The organism is Stenotrophomonas sp. PS02297, assembly GCF_029959705.1.
Classification (GTDB): Bacteria; Pseudomonadota; Gammaproteobacteria; order Xanthomonadales; family Xanthomonadaceae; genus Stenotrophomonas; species Stenotrophomonas nitritireducens.
Map to the genome: position 1 here is coordinate 1 of NZ_JASCOS010000091.1, position 14,379 is coordinate 14,379.

The window sequence follows — 14,379 nt, forward strand, 5'->3', positions numbered from 1 at the left end:
CGCTGGAAGGCGCCTGAGCGCCCCGTAGGAGCGGCTTCAGCCGTGAACGCTCTTTGCTGGGCACGCTCGGAAAGCATTCGCGGCTGAAGCCGCTCCTGCATTCCGCTGCCGCCTCCTGCCTAGTCCAGGAAGCGGACCGCCTGCGCCGGCGTCGGCAGGTAGCAGGCGTCATGACGACCGAACCAGCGGTAGCGGTTGCGCGCCAGCCAGCGGTAGCCGCGGTCGCGCAATGGCCGCGGCAGCAGGCGCGCCAGCAGGGCCAGCTTCCAGAGGCCACCCAGCCCGGCGAGCACGCGCACGATGGCATCCGTGTCGGTATGGGCACGCCCCTGCTCGACCAGCAGGAACGACAGCGGATCGTCGGGGTCCAGCCCGTGCGCGACCATCAGCTGCCGCCCGTGCGCGCCCTGCATCGCCGCGAAGCGATAGCGTCCGCGGCGGTCGAAGCGCAGCAGGAAACGCACCCAGCGGCTGCACAGCGCGCAGACGCCGTCGAACACGATCACCGGCGCGGCACCGTCATGCATCGCCTGCTCCGGGCAGCAGCCAGCCTTCATAGCGGATCAGCGGACCGACCAGCGGCAGCGCCACGTCCACCAGGAATTCGTAGCGGCCGGCATGTTCGCGTTCGCGGCACCGCACCTGCGCGAACCAGGCGGCCGGCAGCGGCACGATGCCGAACGCCCGGACCCGCTCGGCCCGCCAGTGGATTTCGCCGTCCACGGCGTGCAGGGCGAAACGGAAATGCACCGCGCCCAGGCGCTCGAACAGGCGCCCTTCGCGCTGCCACAGGCGCGAGTCCATGCGCGCGGCGCCGAAGCGGCGGTTCCAGCATTCGCCGCTGTCGTCCACCACGAACTCGACCGTCACCGGCACCGCGGCCGCGCTGGGCGGCAGGCGCGCCAGCCAGGCGCAGGGCGCCACCAGCCAGTGGCGGCCGCGGCGCACGCTTCCCTGCCCGTGCCAGACCTGCCGCCGCGGCACCGAATGCAGCGCCCGCAGCAACGGCGGCAGCTGCGCGAACGCGGCACCCAGCACGCGCTCGAACAGCGGCCGGCTCACTGCGCCATCCACACCAGCGTCGCCATGCGTCCGCTGCGGCGATCGCGGCGGTGCGAGAACCAGCGCGACGGATCGCTGATGGTGCACTGGTCGCCACCGTGTATCGCGGCCGCGGCCATACCGGCGGCCTGCAGCCGCTGCCGCGCCAGCGCATACAGATCCACGCGCCAGTGCCCGGGCCGGGTGGCGGCGAACGCCGCTTCGGCTTCGGCCGAATGGGCGAGGAAGGCGTCGTGCACGTCGGCACCAATCTCGTAATGCGCTGGCCCGGCTGCCGGGCCGAGCCAGGCCACCACCTCGGCCGCCGGCGTGCGCATCGCCGCCAGCGTCGCCTCCAGCATGCTGTCGGCCAGCCCTCTCCAGCCGGCGTGGGCGGCGGCCACCTCGCTGCCGTCGCGGGCGGCGAACACCGCCGGCAGGCAATCGGCGGTGAGGATGGCCAGCACCACGCCGGGCACGGCGGTCACCGCCGCATCGGCGACGGGCTCGGCGTCCACGCCCTGTGCCACGGGTGGCGCGTCGAAGCGCAGCACGCCGGTGCCATGCACCTGCCGCAGCCAGTGCGGTGCCGAGGGCAGGCCCGCCAAGCGCTGCAGTTCATCGCGGTTGCGCTGCACCTGCCGCGGGTCGTCGCCCTCGGCCGAGCTGCGGTTGCCCATGTTGAAGCTGTCGAACGGCGGCTGCGAGCCGCCCGCGCCGCGCCGCAGCGTGGTGAAGGCCTGCACGCCCGGAGGCGCCGGCCAGGCGGCCTGCAGCAGCGGCGGCGCAGCGGCCATGGCTCAGCGCCGCTCGCGTTCGGCAAAAGCCTCGGTGTCCTCGCGCAGCGCCTTCATCAACGCCAGCATGTCGGCCGGCACCGGCGCGCTGTTGCGGATCGCCTCGCCGGTGATCGGGTGCACGAATTCCAGCGTCTCGGCGTGCAGCGCCTGGCGCTTGAAGCCGCGCAGCTGCGCGACCAGCCCGTCGGCGGCGCCCTTGGGCAGCTTCAGCGCGCCGCCGTACAGCGGGTCGCCGATGATCGGGTGCTTCAGGTGCGCCATGTGCACCCGGATCTGGTGGGTACGGCCGGTTTCCAGCCGGCATTCCAGCGCGGTATGGGCACGGAAGCGCTCGCGCAGGCGGTAGTGGGTGACGGCGTCGCGGCCATCCTCGCGCACGGCCATGCGCAGGCGGTCGCGCGGATGGCGGTCGATCGGCGCATCGGCGGTGCCACCAGAGACCAGCGCGCCGCTCACCACCGCCAGGTACTGGCGGTGCACTTCGCGCGCGGACAGCTGTTCGACCAGGGCGGTCTGCGCCTGCAGGGTGCGGGCCACGACCATCACGCCGCTGGTGTCCTTGTCCAGCCGGTGGACCACGCCCGCGCGCGGCACCGCGGCCAGCGCCGGGTCGCGGAACAGCAGGGCGTTGACCAGGGTGCCGGTGGGGTTGCCGGCGCCGGGGTGGACCACCAGCCCGGCCGGCTTGTCGATCACGAAGACGTGTTCGTCCTCGTACAGCACCGACAACGGGATGTCCTCGGGCTGGGCATCGGTCTCGGTGTCCAGGGTCGCGTTCAGGGTCGCCAGCTCGCCGCCGCGTACCGGGTCACGCCCGCGCACCGGGGAACCATCGAGCAGGACCGCGCCGGTTTTGATCCATTCGCTCAGGCGGGAACGGGAGAACTCGGGGAACAGCTCGGCCAGCACCGCGTCGAAACGGCGGCCGGCGGCGGCGTCGGGCACCCGCGCCTGGCGGGAAGGAAGGGAAGCATTGTCGGACATGGCAGGGGGCATCGGCGGAATTCGGGGGGTCCCGGCGACGGGAGTCAGTCGCAGGACAGGCCACTAGGCTATCATCGCCCCCTCGTATTCCTGCCGCGTCCCGCCCCGACCCATGATCCGACGCTCCCTGTTGCTGTCCGCGCCCGTCCGCATCACCGCCCTGCTGCTGGTCCTGGTCTTCGCCGCCACTGGCTGCCATCGCGGCACCAAGGGCAAGAACGCGGACGAAGGCATGCCGGTCGAGAAGCTCTACGAAAAGGGCCACAAGCTGATGGAAGGCGGCAACTGGTCCGGTGCCGAGAGCAGCTTCAAGCGGCTGGTCGCGCAGTACCCCTATGGCCCGTACACCGAGCAGGCGATGATCGAAAGCGCCTACGCCCAGTACAAGGCCGGCAAGAACGACGACGCGGTCTCCAGCATCGACCGCTTCATCCGCACCTACCCGACCCACCGCAACATCGCCTACCTGTACTACCTGCGCGGGCTGGCCAACGGCAACAGCGACACCGTGTTCCTGCGCCGGGTGTGGTCGCTGGATTCCAGCCGCCGCGACCTGTCCACGCCGCGCCAGGCCTACGCCGACTTCAACATCGTCACCGAGCGCTATCCCAACAGCCGCTATGCCGCCGACGCACGCCAGCGCATGATCGAGCTGCGCGACGTGTTCGCCCAGCATGAGATGGACAACGCCCTGTACTACGCCCGCCGCGGCGCCTGGATCTCTGCCGCCGGCCGCGCCACCTACCTGCTGGAAACCTATCCGCAGAGCGCCTTCCAGAACGACGCGGTGGCCCTGCTCGGCGAGTCCTATGTCCATCTCGGCAACAAGGCCCTGGCCGACGACGCCCGCCGCGTGCTGGCGCTGAACGAGCCCGGCCACCCGTGGCTGCAGGGCGACTGGCCGAAGTACCCGTGGATCGCCCGCAAGCTCAACCCGTTCGCCGGCGAGAAATCCGCCGCGACCGGCCAGCGCAATGCGCGGATGAACCGCAAGTAAGACCGCGGAAAACCCGGATCGCGCTACCGAACGCCCCGCAAGGGGCGTTCTTCGTTTCCAGCGCCGCTGTCGCGCCAACGGAGCGTTGCCCGCGCGCCGGTACGGGCGGATTGCGCGGTGGCGTTGTAGCGCCGGGCAGCGCCCGACGGGCATTCCCGGCAAGGCCCCAGCGGGGCGTTGCCCCGCTCTACAGGGCGGCGGTGGCCTGGCAGCGCCCGGCGGGGCATTCCCGGTAAAGCCCCAGCGGGGCGTTGCCCCGCTCTACAGGGTGCGGCATCCGGCAGGAGCCGCACGGGAAAGCCTCAGCGGGGCGTTGCCCCGCTCTGGCTGGCGTCGTCGGCCTTGAACACCGTCTTGCAGTCGCGGCGGAATTCCTCGCCGTTGCGGCGCCAGAGGAAACTGCGGCAGTGGCGGTTGCCTTCCTGCAGGTCCTTCACCGTGACCGCGTAGAAGGCCTGGAAGAATTCCTCGCGGCTGACCTGGCCATCGCCGTTCCAGTCCATCTGCTCCTTCTCCACGCCACGGGTGATGGCGATGCCGGCATACCAGGCCCAGCCCAGCCAGCCCAGCGCCAGCAGCACCAGGACCAGCAGCGCGCGGCGGCGCGGGGTGAACCTGCCGCGCAGGATCATGGCACGCGCCGGATGCGCGCACCGAGCGCACCGAGCTTCTCCTCGATGTTCTCGTAGCCGCGGTCCAGGTGGTAGATGCGGTCGATGGTGGTGTCGCCATCGGCCACCAGGCCGGCCAGGATCAGGCTGGCCGACGCGCGCAGGTCGGTGGCCATCACCGGCGCCCCGCTCAGGCGCTCGGCGCCGCGGCAGATGGCGGTATGGCCTTCGATCTGGATGTCCGCGCCCAGGCGCAGCAGTTCGTTGACGTGCATGAAGCGGTTTTCGAAGATCGTCTCGTTGACCACGCCCACGCCCTCGGCCACGCAGTTGAGCGCCATGAACTGCGCCTGCATGTCGGTCGGGAATGCAGGGTACGGCGCGGTGGTCAGGTTGACCGCCTTGGGCCGCTTGCCCTGCATGTCCAGGGTGATGCTGTCCTGCGTGGTCTCGATCTTCGCGCCGGCCTCGACCAGCTTGGACAGTACTGCGTCGAGCGTGTCCGGGCGCGCGTTGCGCGCGATGACGCGGCCGCCGGTCATCGCGGCGGCGACCAGGAAGGTGCCGGTCTCGATGCGGTCCGGCAACACCGCGTGGCGGCCGCCGCCCAGGCGCTCGACGCCCTCGATCACCAGCCGCGCGGTGCCCAGGCCCTCGATCTTCGCGCCCAGCGCGATCAGGCAGTGCGCCAGGTCGGTGACTTCCGGCTCCATCGCCGCGTTTTCCAGCACGGTGGTGCCTTCGGCCAGCACCGCGGCCATCAGCACGTTCTCGGTGCCGGTGACGCTGACCATGTCGAAGGTGAAGCGGCCGCCCTTCAGGCGGTCGGCGCGGGCCTTGATGAAGCCGTTCTCGACGGTGATCTCCGCGCCCAGCGCCTGCAGGCCCTTGATGTGCTGGTCCACCGGCCGCGAACCGATCGCGCAGCCGCCGGGCAGCGACACTTCCGCCGCGCCGTACTTGGCCAGCAGCGGGCCGAGCACCAGGATCGAGGCGCGCATGGTCTTGACCAGTTCGTACGGCGCCACGTGCTGGTTGACGCTGCGCGGGTCGACCACGATCGCGCTGCCGCGCGAGAGCGTGCCCTGGTCGATGGTGACCTTGGCGCCCAGCTCGCCGAGCAGCTTCACCGTGGTGATCACGTCGTGCAGGTGCGGCACGTTGGTGATCTCCACCGGCGCATCGGCCAGCAGGGTCGCGCAGAGGATGGGCAGGACGGCGTTCTTGGCGCCGGAGACATTCACTTCACCGTTCAGCGCGTTGCCGCCGGTGACCACGATTTTCGCCATGTGTGTGAGGCCAGTAGGTGGGAGGGGCCGGCTCAGCCGGCTTCGCCGGGGGTGACGGTTTTCAGGGCCAGCGCATGGATCGCACCGCCCATCAGGTCGCCCAGCGTCGCATAGACCATGCGGTGCCGGGCCAGCGGCAGCTTGCCGGCGAACGCCTCGCAGACCACGGTGGCCTCGAAGTGCACGCCATCCTCGCCCTGCACCTCGGCGCGGGCGCCGGGCAGGCCGGCTTCGATCAGGTTCTGGATGGTCTCGGCGTCCAAAGCGCTTTCCTAATAAAATGAACGCCCATTCTACCCTCCGAGTGGCGCCCGCATGGCTGCTTCCCCCCCTTCGCTGGACACGCTGGACGATGCCGACCTGGTCGCCAGCGGCCGCCGCGTCTTCGAGATCGAACGCGCCGAACTGGAACGGACCGGCGGCCGCATCGGCGCCGAGTTCGCCGCCGCCTGCCGGCTGATCCTGGGCTCGCGCGGCCGCGTGGTCGCCACCGGCATGGGCAAATCGGGGCATATCGCGCGCAAGATCGCCGCCACCCTGGCCTCCACCGGCACCCCGGCGTTCTACGTGCACCCGGGCGAAGCCGGCCACGGCGACCTGGGCATGATCACCGAGGACGACGTGGTGCTGGCGCTGTCCTACTCCGGCGAATCGGATGAAGTGCTGATGCTGCTGCCGGTGCTCAAGCGCCAGGGCAACGCGCTGATCGCCATGACCGGCCGGCCGCAGTCCAGCCTGGCCAGCGCCGCGGACATCCACCTGGATGTGAACGTCGACCACGAGGCCTGCCCGCTGGCGCTGGCACCGACCTCCAGCACCACCACCTCGCTGGCCATGGGCGATGCGCTCGCCGTGGCCCTGCTGGATGCGCGCGGATTCACCGCCGACGATTTCGCCCGCTCGCACCCGGCCGGCAGCCTCGGCCGGCGCCTGCTGCTGCACATCACCGACGTGATGCATGCCGGCGCCGACCTGCCCAGCGTGCGCGAGGACGCCAGCCTCAGCGAGGCGCTGATGGAAATGAGCCGCAAGCGCCTGGGCATGACCGCCGTGGTCGACGCCGGCGGCCGCCTGGTCGGCCTGTTCACCGACGGCGACCTGCGCCGCGCCCTGGACACCGACCTGGACGTACGCACCGCCGGCATCGCCCAAGTGATGACCCGCGCGCCGCGCACCATCGGCGCCGACCAGCTGGCGGTGGAGGCCGCACGCCTGCTGGAGCAGCACAAGATCAACGGCCTGATCGTCGTCGACGGCGACGGCCGCGCCGTCGGTGCCCTGAACATTCATGACCTGTTGCGGGCTAAAGTGGTTTAAAAGCCCGCACAATCATGCTTCCGGGCCAGATGGCCCGTCCCGCCGCAACGGATCGCCCGCACCATGTCCTGGTCTCCCCTCGCCCATTTCCCCGCCGCACTGCACGCCGTCGCCGCCGATATCCGGCTGGCATGCTTCGACGTGGACGGGACGCTGACCGACGGGCGCCTGTTCTACGACCACGCCGGCAACGAGAGCAAGGCGTTCTTCGTGCAGGACGGCCTGGGCCTGAAACTGCTGCAGAAGCACGGCATCCACCCGGTGCTGATCACCGCGCGCAACAGCCTGTCGGCGCAGCGGCGCGGCGCCGACCTGGGCATCGACACGCAGATCGCCGTCGGCGACAAGCTGGCCAGCGTGCGCGTGCTGTGCGAACGCTTCGGCATCGGCCTGGAGCAGGTGGCGTTCATGGGCGACGACCTGCCCGACCTGGCGCCGCTGTGCGCGGTCGGGCTGGCGGTGGCGCCGGCCAACGCGCACCCGCTGATCGCCGGGCGCGTGCACTGGCAGACCCGCGCCGAGGGCGGCCGCGGCGCCGCGCGCGAACTGTGCGACGTGCTGCTGGCCGCGCAGGGCAGGCTCGACGCGGCCGTGGCGGAGTTCGCGCGATGAACTGGCGCATGGTCATCGGCACCGGCCTGCTGCTGGCGGCGCTGGCCAGCGGCTGGTCGGCATGGCGGCACCGCGAAACCAAGGCGCCTTCCGGCGCCTCGCAGGTGCGCGCGGACTACGTGCTGGGCGATTTCGAGATCGTCACCCTGGACAAGGACGGCAAGGAAGCAGCCACCCTGCGCGCGCCTTCCATGGAGCGCAACGCCGCCGACCAGACCTCGACCATCGTCAGGCCCGTGTTCCTGCTGCCCGACGCCGAAGGCCAGCATTGGCAGCTGCAGGCCGACACCGGCTGGGTCAGCGCCAAGGGCGAGGAACTGCGCCTGCGCGGCAACGTCGCCGGCGACAGCCCGCAGGACGGTACCACCCCGCCCACGACCTTCCGCACCACCGCGCTGGACGTCTTCCCCGAACGAAACCAGGCCCGCACCGCCGAGCGTGTCACCCTGACCCGCCCGGGCCTGGAGCAGACCGGCGTCGGCTTCGAGGCCGACCTGAAGTCGCGGCAATATTCCCTTCTTTCCCAGGTCAAGACCCGCTATGAACCCAATGCTGCCCGCTAAGCTCGCGCCGGCCGCCCTGTTCGCCGCCCTGCTCGTTCCCGGCATGGCTGAGGCGAAGGAGTCCGACCGCAACCAGCCCATGGACATCGCCGCCGACCATAGCGCAGGCAACCTGGCCGGTGGCAACGGCAAGTACCGCTTCAGCGGCAACGTGGTCATCACCCAGGGCACGCTGGAAATCCACGCCGAAACCGCGGACGTGATCCAGAAGAACGGCGAGACCGAACGCGTCGTGCTCACCGGCAAGCAGGCTACGCTCAAGCAGCAGATGGACGACGGCACCTGGATGAATGCCCGCGCCGACAACCTCGACTACAACGTCAACAGCGAAGTCATCGTGCTGACCGGCAACTACAAGGTCGATTCCGAGCGCGGCTCCAACGCCGGCCAGCGCATGGTCTACAACACCCGCAGCGGCGACATGCAGAGCGGCGGCGACGGCACCCGCGTGCGCACCGTGATCCAGCCCAAGAACAAGGCGCCGGCCGCGGCGGGAGAGAAGAAGTAATGCTCGTCGCCCAGGGCCTGCGCAAGCGCTACAAGAACCGCGAGGTGGTCCGCGAGTTCGGCCTCACCCTCGACGCCGGCGAAGTGGTCGGCCTGCTCGGCCCCAACGGCGCCGGCAAGACCACCTGCTTCTACATGATCGTCGGCCTGGTCGAGAGCGATGCCGGCCGCATCGAACTGGACGGCCGCGACATCACCGGCGAACCGATGTACGCGCGCGCCAAGCTCGGCGTCGGCTACCTGCCGCAGGAGCCGTCGGTGTTCCGCAAGCTCAGCGTGGCCGACAACATCCGCCTGGTGCTGGAACTGCGCGAAGACCTGGATGCAGACGGCCGCGAACGCGAACTGTCCGCGCTGCTGGACGAACTGCAGATCGGCCACGTCGCCGACCAGGCCGGCGCCAGCCTGTCGGGCGGCGAGCGCCGCCGCTGCGAGATCGCCCGCGCGCTGGCCGCCAGGCCGCGCCTGATCCTGCTCGACGAGCCCTTCGCCGGCGTCGACCCGATCTCGGTCGGCGAGATCCAGCGCATCGTCACCCACCTCAAGCAGCGCGGCATCGGCGTGCTGATCACCGACCACAACGTCCGCGAGACCTTGGGAATCTGCGACCGCGCGTATATCCTCGCCGAAGGCAGCGTACTGGCGCAGGGAGCACCGGAAGAGCTGCTGTCCAATACCGACGTCCGCCGTGTCTACCTTGGAGACAGCTTCACGCTCTGACCCGGATGCGGCGGGTCGCCCCTCCTACCGCCGGAAACCCGGATGAAAGCACGGCTGCAGACATCGCTGGGACAGCAGCTGGTCATGACGCCGCAGCTGCGCCAGGCCATCCGCCTGCTGCAGATGTCCAGCGCGGAGCTGGAGCTTGAACTGACCGAGGCGGTGGAAACCAACCCGCTGCTGGAATGGGCCGAGGACGCCGCCCCGGCGGAGCCTGCCGGCGAACATGCCGATGCGCCCGCGCAGGCCGGCGCCGACGATGGCCGCGGCGACGACGGCGCCGAATGGCCCGGCGAGAACGAACAATGGAGTGGTGGCCAGGGCGGCTCGTTCGACGACAACGACGGCGATGCCGGCGAGCGCATCGCCGAAGCCGATACCCTCGCCGACCACCTGCTGTGGCAGCTGCACCTTTCCCACCTCAGCGCGCGCGACCGCGCCATCGGCGTCGCCCTGATCGACGCGCTGGACGAGGACGGCTATCTGCGCGAACCGCTGCCGGCGGTCGCCGAGGCCCTGCGCCCGGACATCGCGGCCAGCGAGGACGAGATCCTTACCGTGCTGCACCGGATCCAGCGCTTCGACCCGGCCGGCGTCGGCGCGCGCACGCTGGGCGAATGCCTGTCGCTGCAGCTCGATGCCCTGCCCGCCGCCACCCCGGGCCTGTGCCTGGCCCGGAGGATCGCCGAAGGCCCGCTGGAACGCCTGCCGCGCGCCGGCATCCCCGGCATCTCCGCCGAGCTGCGGCAGCCCGTGGAAGCCGTCGAGGAGGCCGTGCAGCTGCTGCGCTCGCTGGACCCGCGCCCCGGCCGACAGCTGGGCGAGGTGTCCTCCGACGACTACGTCATTCCCGACTGCGTGGTCTGGCGCCAGCGTGGCGTCTGGAAGGCCGCGCTCGCCGGCCATGCCGGTCCACGCGTGGTGATCCACCGCGGCTACGAGCAGCTGATCCGCCGCTGCGGCGATGCCGACGCCAGCTACCTGCGCACCCAGCTGCAGGAAGCGCGTTGGCTGCTCAAGGGCCTGGAAGCGCGCGGCGAGACCCTGCTGCGCGTGGTCAACAGCCTGCTGCACCACCAGGCCGGCTTCCTCGAGTTCGGCGCGCAGGCGCTGCGCCCGCTGACCCTGCGCGAGATCGCCGCCGAACTGGACCTGCACGAATCCACCATCTCGCGCACCATCGCGCGCAAGCACGTGCGTACCCCGCGCGGCACCCTGCCGCTGCGCGCATTCTTCGCCTCCGGCATCGATACCGATGGCGGCGGCGAGGCCTCCAGCACCGCCATCCAGTCGATGATCCGGCGCCTGATCGACGCCGAGAACCCGCGCAAGCCGCTTTCTGACGCCAAGCTGGCCGACATGCTCAAGGACAGCGGAATACCGGTGGCGCGCCGCACCGTGGCGAAGTATCGTGAAGCCATGAACATCTCCGCCTCCCACGAGCGCGTACGTCTTGTCTGAAACGCTCGCGGCCGGCGGCAGGGTTCATTGGCAACCCCGAACCACAGGAGGCATCCGATGCGTATCGAAACGTTTGGCAAAGACGTGGAAGTCACCCCCGCCCTGAAGGAGTACGTGGAAACCAAGCTGCAACGGCTGGGCAAGCACTTCGACCAGCACTGCGAAGTCAGGGTGACCCTGTCGCTGCAGAAAAACGAGCACCATGTCGATGCCAGCGCCAATCTTCCCGGCCAGACCCTGCACGCCGAGGCCGGCGGCCAGACCATGTATGCGGCGATCGACCTGCTGGCCGACAAGCTCGACCGGCTGGTGATCAAGCACAAGGAAAAGCATCTTCCCCACGCCTCCCATGCACTGCGCGACAATGGCTGACATCCGCCATCGTCCGTTGCAGTCATGCCCCTGAATGACCTGATGGCGGCCGTGAGTACCCGGGTACTCGCGGCCGCCGACCGCGACAGCGCCCTGCGCGCCGCCGCCGGCCTGCTCGCCTGCCGCGAAGCCGGTGCCGAAAGCATCTTCCAGAGCCTGTGCGACAGGGAGAATGTCGGCAGTACCGCCATCGGCCATGGCATCGCCATCCCGCACGGCCGCTCCCCGACCCTGCAACGCCCGCGCGGCGCCTTCCTGCGGCTGCTGCAGCCCGTCGATTTCGGCGGCACCGAGCCGGTCGACCTGGTATTCGCCATGGCGGTGCCCGAGCACTACACCCACCAGCACCTGATGCTGCTGTCCGAACTGGCGGAAATCTTCTCCGACGCCGATGTGCGCGACGCCCTGCGCGCGGCCAGCGACGGCAGCGCGCTCAAGCAGATCCTCGACCATCCGCAGCGGATCCGTCCCTCATGAACACCCGCATCACCGCGCGCGAGCTGTTCGACCAGCAGCGCGAGAAACTGGACCTGCGCTGGGCCGCGGGCCAGGCCGGCGGCAACCGCGAACTGGATGCCGGCGACACCGTCGCGCGGCGCCCGTCGCTGGCCGGCTACCTCAACACCATCTACCCGAACAAGGTGCAGATCCTGGGCACCGAGGAACTGTCCTGGCTGGACTCGCTGGATTCGCGCCAGCGCTGGGAGGTGATCGAGCGGATCATCCAGGCGCGGCCGCTGGCCCTGGTCATCACCAAGAGCCATGGCTGCCCGGAAGACCTGCGCGCGGCGGCCGACGAATCGCAGACCCCGCTGTGGGTCTCGCCGCGGCGCGGCCACGAACTGCTCAACCACCTGTCCTACCACCTGGCGCGCACGCTGGCGCCGCGGATCATCCTGCACGGCGTGTTCATGGAGATCTACTCCATCGGCGTGCTGATCACCGGCGAGGCCGGATCGGGCAAGAGCGAACTGGCGCTGGAACTGCTCAGCCGCGGCCACCGGCTGGTCGCCGACGACGCCCCCGAGTTCACTCAGATCGCGCCGGACGTGCTCGACGGCACCTGCCCGGAACTGCTGCAGGACCTGCTGGAAGTGCGCGGGCTTGGCGTGCTCAACGTGCGCCAGATGTTCGGTGACACGTCTGTAAAGAAGAACAAGTACCTTCGGCTCATCGTCCACCTGACCAAGCCGATGACCGAACCCAGTGCCTATGGCTACGAACGCCTGACCGGCGATTCCGGCAAGCGCCACGTGCTCGACCTGGACGTGCCGCTGATCACCCTGCCGGTGATGCCCGGCCGCAACCTGGCGGTGCTGACCGAGGCCGCCACGCGCCTGCACATCCTGCGCACCAAGGGCATCGATCCTGCGGCGATGTTCATCGCCCGCCACAGCAACCTGTTGGAGCAACGCAATCCATGAACGCCACGCCGTCCCCGGTGCTGGTCATCGTCAGCGGCCTGTCCGGCTCGGGCAAGTCGGTGGCGCTGAAGACCTTCGAGGACCTGGACTACTACTGTTCGGACAACATCCCGGTGAACCTGCTGCCGGAATTCGTGCGCGGCGTGCTCGGCGAACGCAACGAGGGGCGCCCACAGCGCATGGCGCTGGGCATCGACGCGCGCGGCCGCAGCGACCTGAGCCAGCTCGGGCAATGGCGGCAGAGCGCCAGGGACCACGACATCGAGGCGACCCTGCTGTTCTTCGAGGCCGACGACGACACCCTGCTGGCGCGCTTCGCCGACACGCGGCGGCGCCACCCGCTCAGCCAGCTCGGCCTGTCCCTGCCCGAGGCCATCGTGCGCGAACGCGAGCTGACCGCGCCGCTGCGCCACGAGGCCGACGCCATCATCGACACCAGCCGGCTCAACGTGCACCAGCTGCGCCGCAAGCTGATCACCGAGTACGCGCTTGGCCATGGCGGCGGCCTGTCGCTGCTGTTCGAATCCTTCGCCTACAAGCGCGGCGTACCGGCCGAGGCCGACTTCGTGTTCGACGCGCGGGTGCTGCCCAATCCGCACTGGGACCCGGAACTGCGCTCGCTGACCGGCCGCGACCGCGAGGTACGCGAGTACCTGGACGCGCAGCCGGAAGTGGTGCGCTATGCCGCCCAGCTCGAAGACCTGCTCGACACCTGGCTGCCCAAGCTGGGCAGCGATACCCGCAGCTACGTGACCGTCGCCTTCGGCTGTACCGGCGGCAAGCACCGCTCGGTCTACCTGGCCGAGCGCCTGGCCCGGCATGCCCGTGCGCAGGGCTGGCAGGACGTGGCCACGTTCCACCGGGAACAGGACTGAATGGCGTACTGAAGACACGATCCGGGCGCTATCGCGGACTGCGCCTGACCTGTTAACGTTCAATGATGACCTGCGGCATTCTCCTCGTGACCCATCCCGGCGTCGGCTCTTCCCTGCTGGAAGTGGCCACGCGCCTGCTGCGCCAGCTTCCGCTCAAGGCCGAGGCCTTCGAGGTGCCGTTCGACGCGGACCTGGACGCGCAGCTGCCGCTGGCCTCTGCGGCCATGCGGCGGGTGGAAGGCGAAGGCGGCGTGCTGGTGCTGACCGATCTGTACGGGGCCAGCCCGAGCAACCTTGCGGCGCGGCTGGCGCGGCTGGGAACGCCGGTGCGGCGGGTGTCGGCGCTGAGCCTGCCGATGCTGCTGCGGGTGATGAATTATCCGGAACAGGGACTGGACCAACTGCCCGCCACCGCCGCGGCGGGCGCCCGCAATGGAGCCATCATCGACGATGCTTGAACGCGAACTCACCGTATCCAACCGCCTGGGACTGCATGCCCGCGCGACCGCCAAGCTGGTGCAGCTGCTGTCCGGCTTCCGCGCCAACGCCACGCTGGTCGCCAAGGGCCGCGAGGTCAACGCCAAGAGCATCATGGGCGTGATGCTGCTGGCCGCCGGCCAGGGCACGCCGGTCACGGTGCGGGTACAGGGCGAGGACGAGGCCGACGCGATGGCGGCGGTCGTGGACCTGTTCGAGCGCCGTTTCGACGAGGACAGCTGATGGCGCCGGCCGCAGCGTCGGCCCCTGCCAGCACCGCGCCGGGAGGCGCGGCGGCATGACCGCGCTGCGCCTGCACGGCCACGGCG

At 70.1% G+C, this 14,379-nt stretch carries 20 protein-coding genes; 13 read left to right on the forward strand and 7 right to left on the reverse strand.

The window, feature by feature from the left end; all coding sequences use genetic code 11:
- Nucleotides 1-119: 119 nt before the first annotated feature.
- Genes QMX80_RS14630 through rluD form a run of 4 tightly spaced genes read right to left on the reverse strand, consistent with a single transcriptional unit; the run spans nt 120 to nt 2,825 of the window.
- Nucleotides 120-527 (reverse strand): thiol-disulfide oxidoreductase DCC family protein, encoded by a 408-nt coding sequence (locus QMX80_RS14630; RefSeq protein WP_282277798.1) that lies wholly within the window; start codon nt 525-527, stop codon nt 120-122.
- Complete coding sequence (locus QMX80_RS14635; RefSeq protein WP_282277800.1) at nt 520-1,062, reverse strand: DUF4166 domain-containing protein; 543 nt, start codon at nt 1,060-1,062, stop codon at nt 520-522. The genes QMX80_RS14630 and QMX80_RS14635 overlap by 8 nt, the downstream gene beginning before the upstream one ends.
- Nucleotides 1,059-1,838, reverse strand: coding sequence for a peptidoglycan editing factor PgeF (pgeF, locus tag QMX80_RS14640; RefSeq protein ID WP_282277802.1), 780 nt, complete (start codon nt 1,836-1,838; stop codon nt 1,059-1,061). Before pgeF ends, QMX80_RS14635 begins: the two co-directional genes overlap by 4 nt.
- A 3-nt stretch (nt 1,839-1,841) precedes the next feature.
- Complete coding sequence (gene rluD, locus QMX80_RS14645) at nt 1,842-2,825, reverse strand: 23S rRNA pseudouridine(1911/1915/1917) synthase RluD (RefSeq protein WP_282277804.1); 984 nt, start codon at nt 2,823-2,825, stop codon at nt 1,842-1,844.
- Nucleotides 2,826-2,937: 112 nt separating this feature from the next.
- On the opposite strand from rluD, the gene QMX80_RS14650 reads away from it, so the two are divergent.
- Nucleotides 2,938-3,822 carry an outer membrane protein assembly factor BamD gene (locus QMX80_RS14650; protein WP_055767893.1) on the forward strand — a complete coding sequence of 295 codons (885 nt, stop codon included), beginning with the start codon at nt 2,938-2,940 and terminating at the stop codon, nt 3,820-3,822.
- A 302-nt stretch (nt 3,823-4,124) separates the two neighbouring features.
- On the opposite strand, the gene QMX80_RS14655 is transcribed toward QMX80_RS14650, so the two are convergent.
- The 3 genes from QMX80_RS14655 to QMX80_RS14665 are packed head-to-tail and all read right to left on the reverse strand — an operon-like array spanning nt 4,125 to nt 5,985.
- Nucleotides 4,125-4,454 carry a hypothetical protein gene (locus QMX80_RS14655; RefSeq protein WP_055767890.1) on the reverse strand — a complete coding sequence of 110 codons (330 nt, stop codon included), beginning with the start codon at nt 4,452-4,454 and terminating at the stop codon, nt 4,125-4,127.
- A complete protein-coding gene (gene murA, locus QMX80_RS14660) occupies nt 4,451-5,722 on the reverse strand; it encodes a UDP-N-acetylglucosamine 1-carboxyvinyltransferase (protein ID WP_055767886.1) in 1,272 nt (423 codons plus the stop codon). The genes QMX80_RS14655 and murA overlap by 4 nt, the downstream gene beginning before the upstream one ends.
- Nucleotides 5,723-5,754: 32 nt before the next feature.
- A complete protein-coding gene (locus tag QMX80_RS14665) occupies nt 5,755-5,985 on the reverse strand; it encodes a BolA family protein (RefSeq protein WP_055767883.1) in 231 nt (76 codons plus the stop codon).
- A 52-nt stretch (nt 5,986-6,037) separates the two neighbouring features.
- On the opposite strand from QMX80_RS14665, the gene QMX80_RS14670 reads away from it, so the two are divergent.
- The 12 genes from QMX80_RS14670 to QMX80_RS14725 all read left to right on the forward strand — a co-directional run bounded on the left by QMX80_RS14670 (nt 6,038) and on the right by QMX80_RS14725 (nt 14,293).
- Nucleotides 6,038-7,039: a KpsF/GutQ family sugar-phosphate isomerase gene (locus tag QMX80_RS14670; protein ID WP_282277807.1), complete on the forward strand. Its 1,002-nt coding sequence runs from the start codon at nt 6,038-6,040 to the stop codon at nt 7,037-7,039.
- Between the two features lie 63 nt (nt 7,040-7,102).
- A complete protein-coding gene (locus QMX80_RS14675) occupies nt 7,103-7,651 on the forward strand; it encodes an HAD hydrolase family protein (protein ID WP_273080444.1) in 549 nt (182 codons plus the stop codon).
- Nucleotides 7,648-8,214, forward strand: coding sequence for an LPS export ABC transporter periplasmic protein LptC (lptC, locus tag QMX80_RS14680; RefSeq protein ID WP_273080446.1), 567 nt, complete (start codon nt 7,648-7,650; stop codon nt 8,212-8,214). The genes QMX80_RS14675 and lptC overlap by 4 nt, the downstream gene beginning before the upstream one ends.
- Nucleotides 8,192-8,722 (forward strand): lipopolysaccharide transport periplasmic protein LptA, encoded by a 531-nt coding sequence (gene lptA, locus QMX80_RS14685; RefSeq protein ID WP_152983974.1) that lies wholly within the window; start codon nt 8,192-8,194, stop codon nt 8,720-8,722. The genes lptC and lptA overlap by 23 nt, the downstream gene beginning before the upstream one ends.
- Entirely contained in the window at nt 8,722-9,441 is a 720-nt protein-coding gene (gene lptB, locus QMX80_RS14690) for an LPS export ABC transporter ATP-binding protein (RefSeq protein WP_055767868.1), read from the forward strand. The genes lptA and lptB overlap by 1 nt, the downstream gene beginning before the upstream one ends.
- 42 nt (nt 9,442-9,483) lie before the next feature.
- Nucleotides 9,484-10,902, forward strand: coding sequence for an RNA polymerase factor sigma-54 (locus QMX80_RS14695; protein ID WP_282277810.1), 1,419 nt, complete (start codon nt 9,484-9,486; stop codon nt 10,900-10,902).
- A gap of 57 nt (nt 10,903-10,959) precedes the next feature.
- Nucleotides 10,960-11,274 (forward strand): ribosome-associated translation inhibitor RaiA, encoded by a 315-nt coding sequence (gene raiA, locus QMX80_RS14700; RefSeq protein WP_055767861.1) that lies wholly within the window; start codon nt 10,960-10,962, stop codon nt 11,272-11,274.
- A gap of 24 nt (nt 11,275-11,298) precedes the next feature.
- Nucleotides 11,299-11,751 carry a PTS sugar transporter subunit IIA gene (locus QMX80_RS14705; protein ID WP_055767858.1) on the forward strand — a complete coding sequence of 151 codons (453 nt, stop codon included), beginning with the start codon at nt 11,299-11,301 and terminating at the stop codon, nt 11,749-11,751.
- A complete protein-coding gene (gene hprK / locus QMX80_RS14710) occupies nt 11,748-12,698 on the forward strand; it encodes an HPr(Ser) kinase/phosphatase (RefSeq protein ID WP_055767855.1) in 951 nt (316 codons plus the stop codon). Before QMX80_RS14705 ends, hprK begins: the two co-directional genes overlap by 4 nt.
- Nucleotides 12,695-13,573 carry an RNase adapter RapZ gene (gene rapZ / locus QMX80_RS14715; RefSeq protein ID WP_055767852.1) on the forward strand — a complete coding sequence of 293 codons (879 nt, stop codon included), beginning with the start codon at nt 12,695-12,697 and terminating at the stop codon, nt 13,571-13,573. The genes hprK and rapZ overlap by 4 nt, the downstream gene beginning before the upstream one ends.
- Before the next feature lie 65 nt (nt 13,574-13,638).
- Nucleotides 13,639-14,031: a PTS fructose IIA subunit family protein gene (locus tag QMX80_RS14720; RefSeq protein WP_055768503.1), complete on the forward strand. Its 393-nt coding sequence runs from the start codon at nt 13,639-13,641 to the stop codon at nt 14,029-14,031.
- On the forward strand, nt 14,024-14,293 hold the full coding sequence (locus QMX80_RS14725) for an HPr family phosphocarrier protein (protein WP_054663755.1): 270 nt from the start codon (nt 14,024-14,026) through the stop codon (nt 14,291-14,293). Before QMX80_RS14720 ends, QMX80_RS14725 begins: the two co-directional genes overlap by 8 nt.
- Nucleotides 14,294-14,379 lie beyond the last annotated feature (86 nt).

What these genes read in the sequence shown, in the direction of transcription:
- pgeF (WP_282277802.1), bottom strand. Translation starts at nt 1,838, where the DNA reads ATGGCCGCTGCGCCGCCGCTGCTGCAGGCCGCCTGGCCGGCGCCTCCG.
- rluD (WP_282277804.1), bottom strand. Translation starts at nt 2,825, where the DNA reads ATGTCCGACAATGCTTCCCTTCCTTCCCGCCAGGCGCGGGTGCCCGAC.
- QMX80_RS14650 (WP_055767893.1), top strand. Translation starts at nt 2,938, where the DNA reads ATGATCCGACGCTCCCTGTTGCTGTCCGCGCCCGTCCGCATCACCGCC.
- rapZ (WP_055767852.1), top strand. Translation starts at nt 12,695, where the DNA reads ATGAACGCCACGCCGTCCCCGGTGCTGGTCATCGTCAGCGGCCTGTCC.
- murA (WP_055767886.1), bottom strand. Translation starts at nt 5,722, where the DNA reads ATGGCGAAAATCGTGGTCACCGGCGGCAACGCGCTGAACGGTGAAGTG.
- QMX80_RS14630 (WP_282277798.1), bottom strand. Translation starts at nt 527, where the DNA reads ATGCATGACGGTGCCGCGCCGGTGATCGTGTTCGACGGCGTCTGCGCG.
- QMX80_RS14695 (WP_282277810.1), top strand. Translation starts at nt 9,484, where the DNA reads ATGAAAGCACGGCTGCAGACATCGCTGGGACAGCAGCTGGTCATGACG.
- QMX80_RS14705 (WP_055767858.1), top strand. Translation starts at nt 11,299, where the DNA reads ATGCCCCTGAATGACCTGATGGCGGCCGTGAGTACCCGGGTACTCGCG.
- raiA (WP_055767861.1), top strand. Translation starts at nt 10,960, where the DNA reads ATGCGTATCGAAACGTTTGGCAAAGACGTGGAAGTCACCCCCGCCCTG.
- QMX80_RS14675 (WP_273080444.1), top strand. Translation starts at nt 7,103, where the DNA reads ATGTCCTGGTCTCCCCTCGCCCATTTCCCCGCCGCACTGCACGCCGTC.
- QMX80_RS14725 (WP_054663755.1), top strand. Translation starts at nt 14,024, where the DNA reads ATGCTTGAACGCGAACTCACCGTATCCAACCGCCTGGGACTGCATGCC.
- lptB (WP_055767868.1), top strand. Translation starts at nt 8,722, where the DNA reads ATGCTCGTCGCCCAGGGCCTGCGCAAGCGCTACAAGAACCGCGAGGTG.
- QMX80_RS14670 (WP_282277807.1), top strand. Translation starts at nt 6,038, where the DNA reads ATGGCTGCTTCCCCCCCTTCGCTGGACACGCTGGACGATGCCGACCTG.
- QMX80_RS14655 (WP_055767890.1), bottom strand. Translation starts at nt 4,454, where the DNA reads ATGATCCTGCGCGGCAGGTTCACCCCGCGCCGCCGCGCGCTGCTGGTC.
- hprK (WP_055767855.1), top strand. Translation starts at nt 11,748, where the DNA reads ATGAACACCCGCATCACCGCGCGCGAGCTGTTCGACCAGCAGCGCGAG.
- lptC (WP_273080446.1), top strand. Translation starts at nt 7,648, where the DNA reads ATGAACTGGCGCATGGTCATCGGCACCGGCCTGCTGCTGGCGGCGCTG.
- QMX80_RS14720 (WP_055768503.1), top strand. Translation starts at nt 13,639, where the DNA reads ATGACCTGCGGCATTCTCCTCGTGACCCATCCCGGCGTCGGCTCTTCC.
- lptA (WP_152983974.1), top strand. Translation starts at nt 8,192, where the DNA reads ATGAACCCAATGCTGCCCGCTAAGCTCGCGCCGGCCGCCCTGTTCGCC.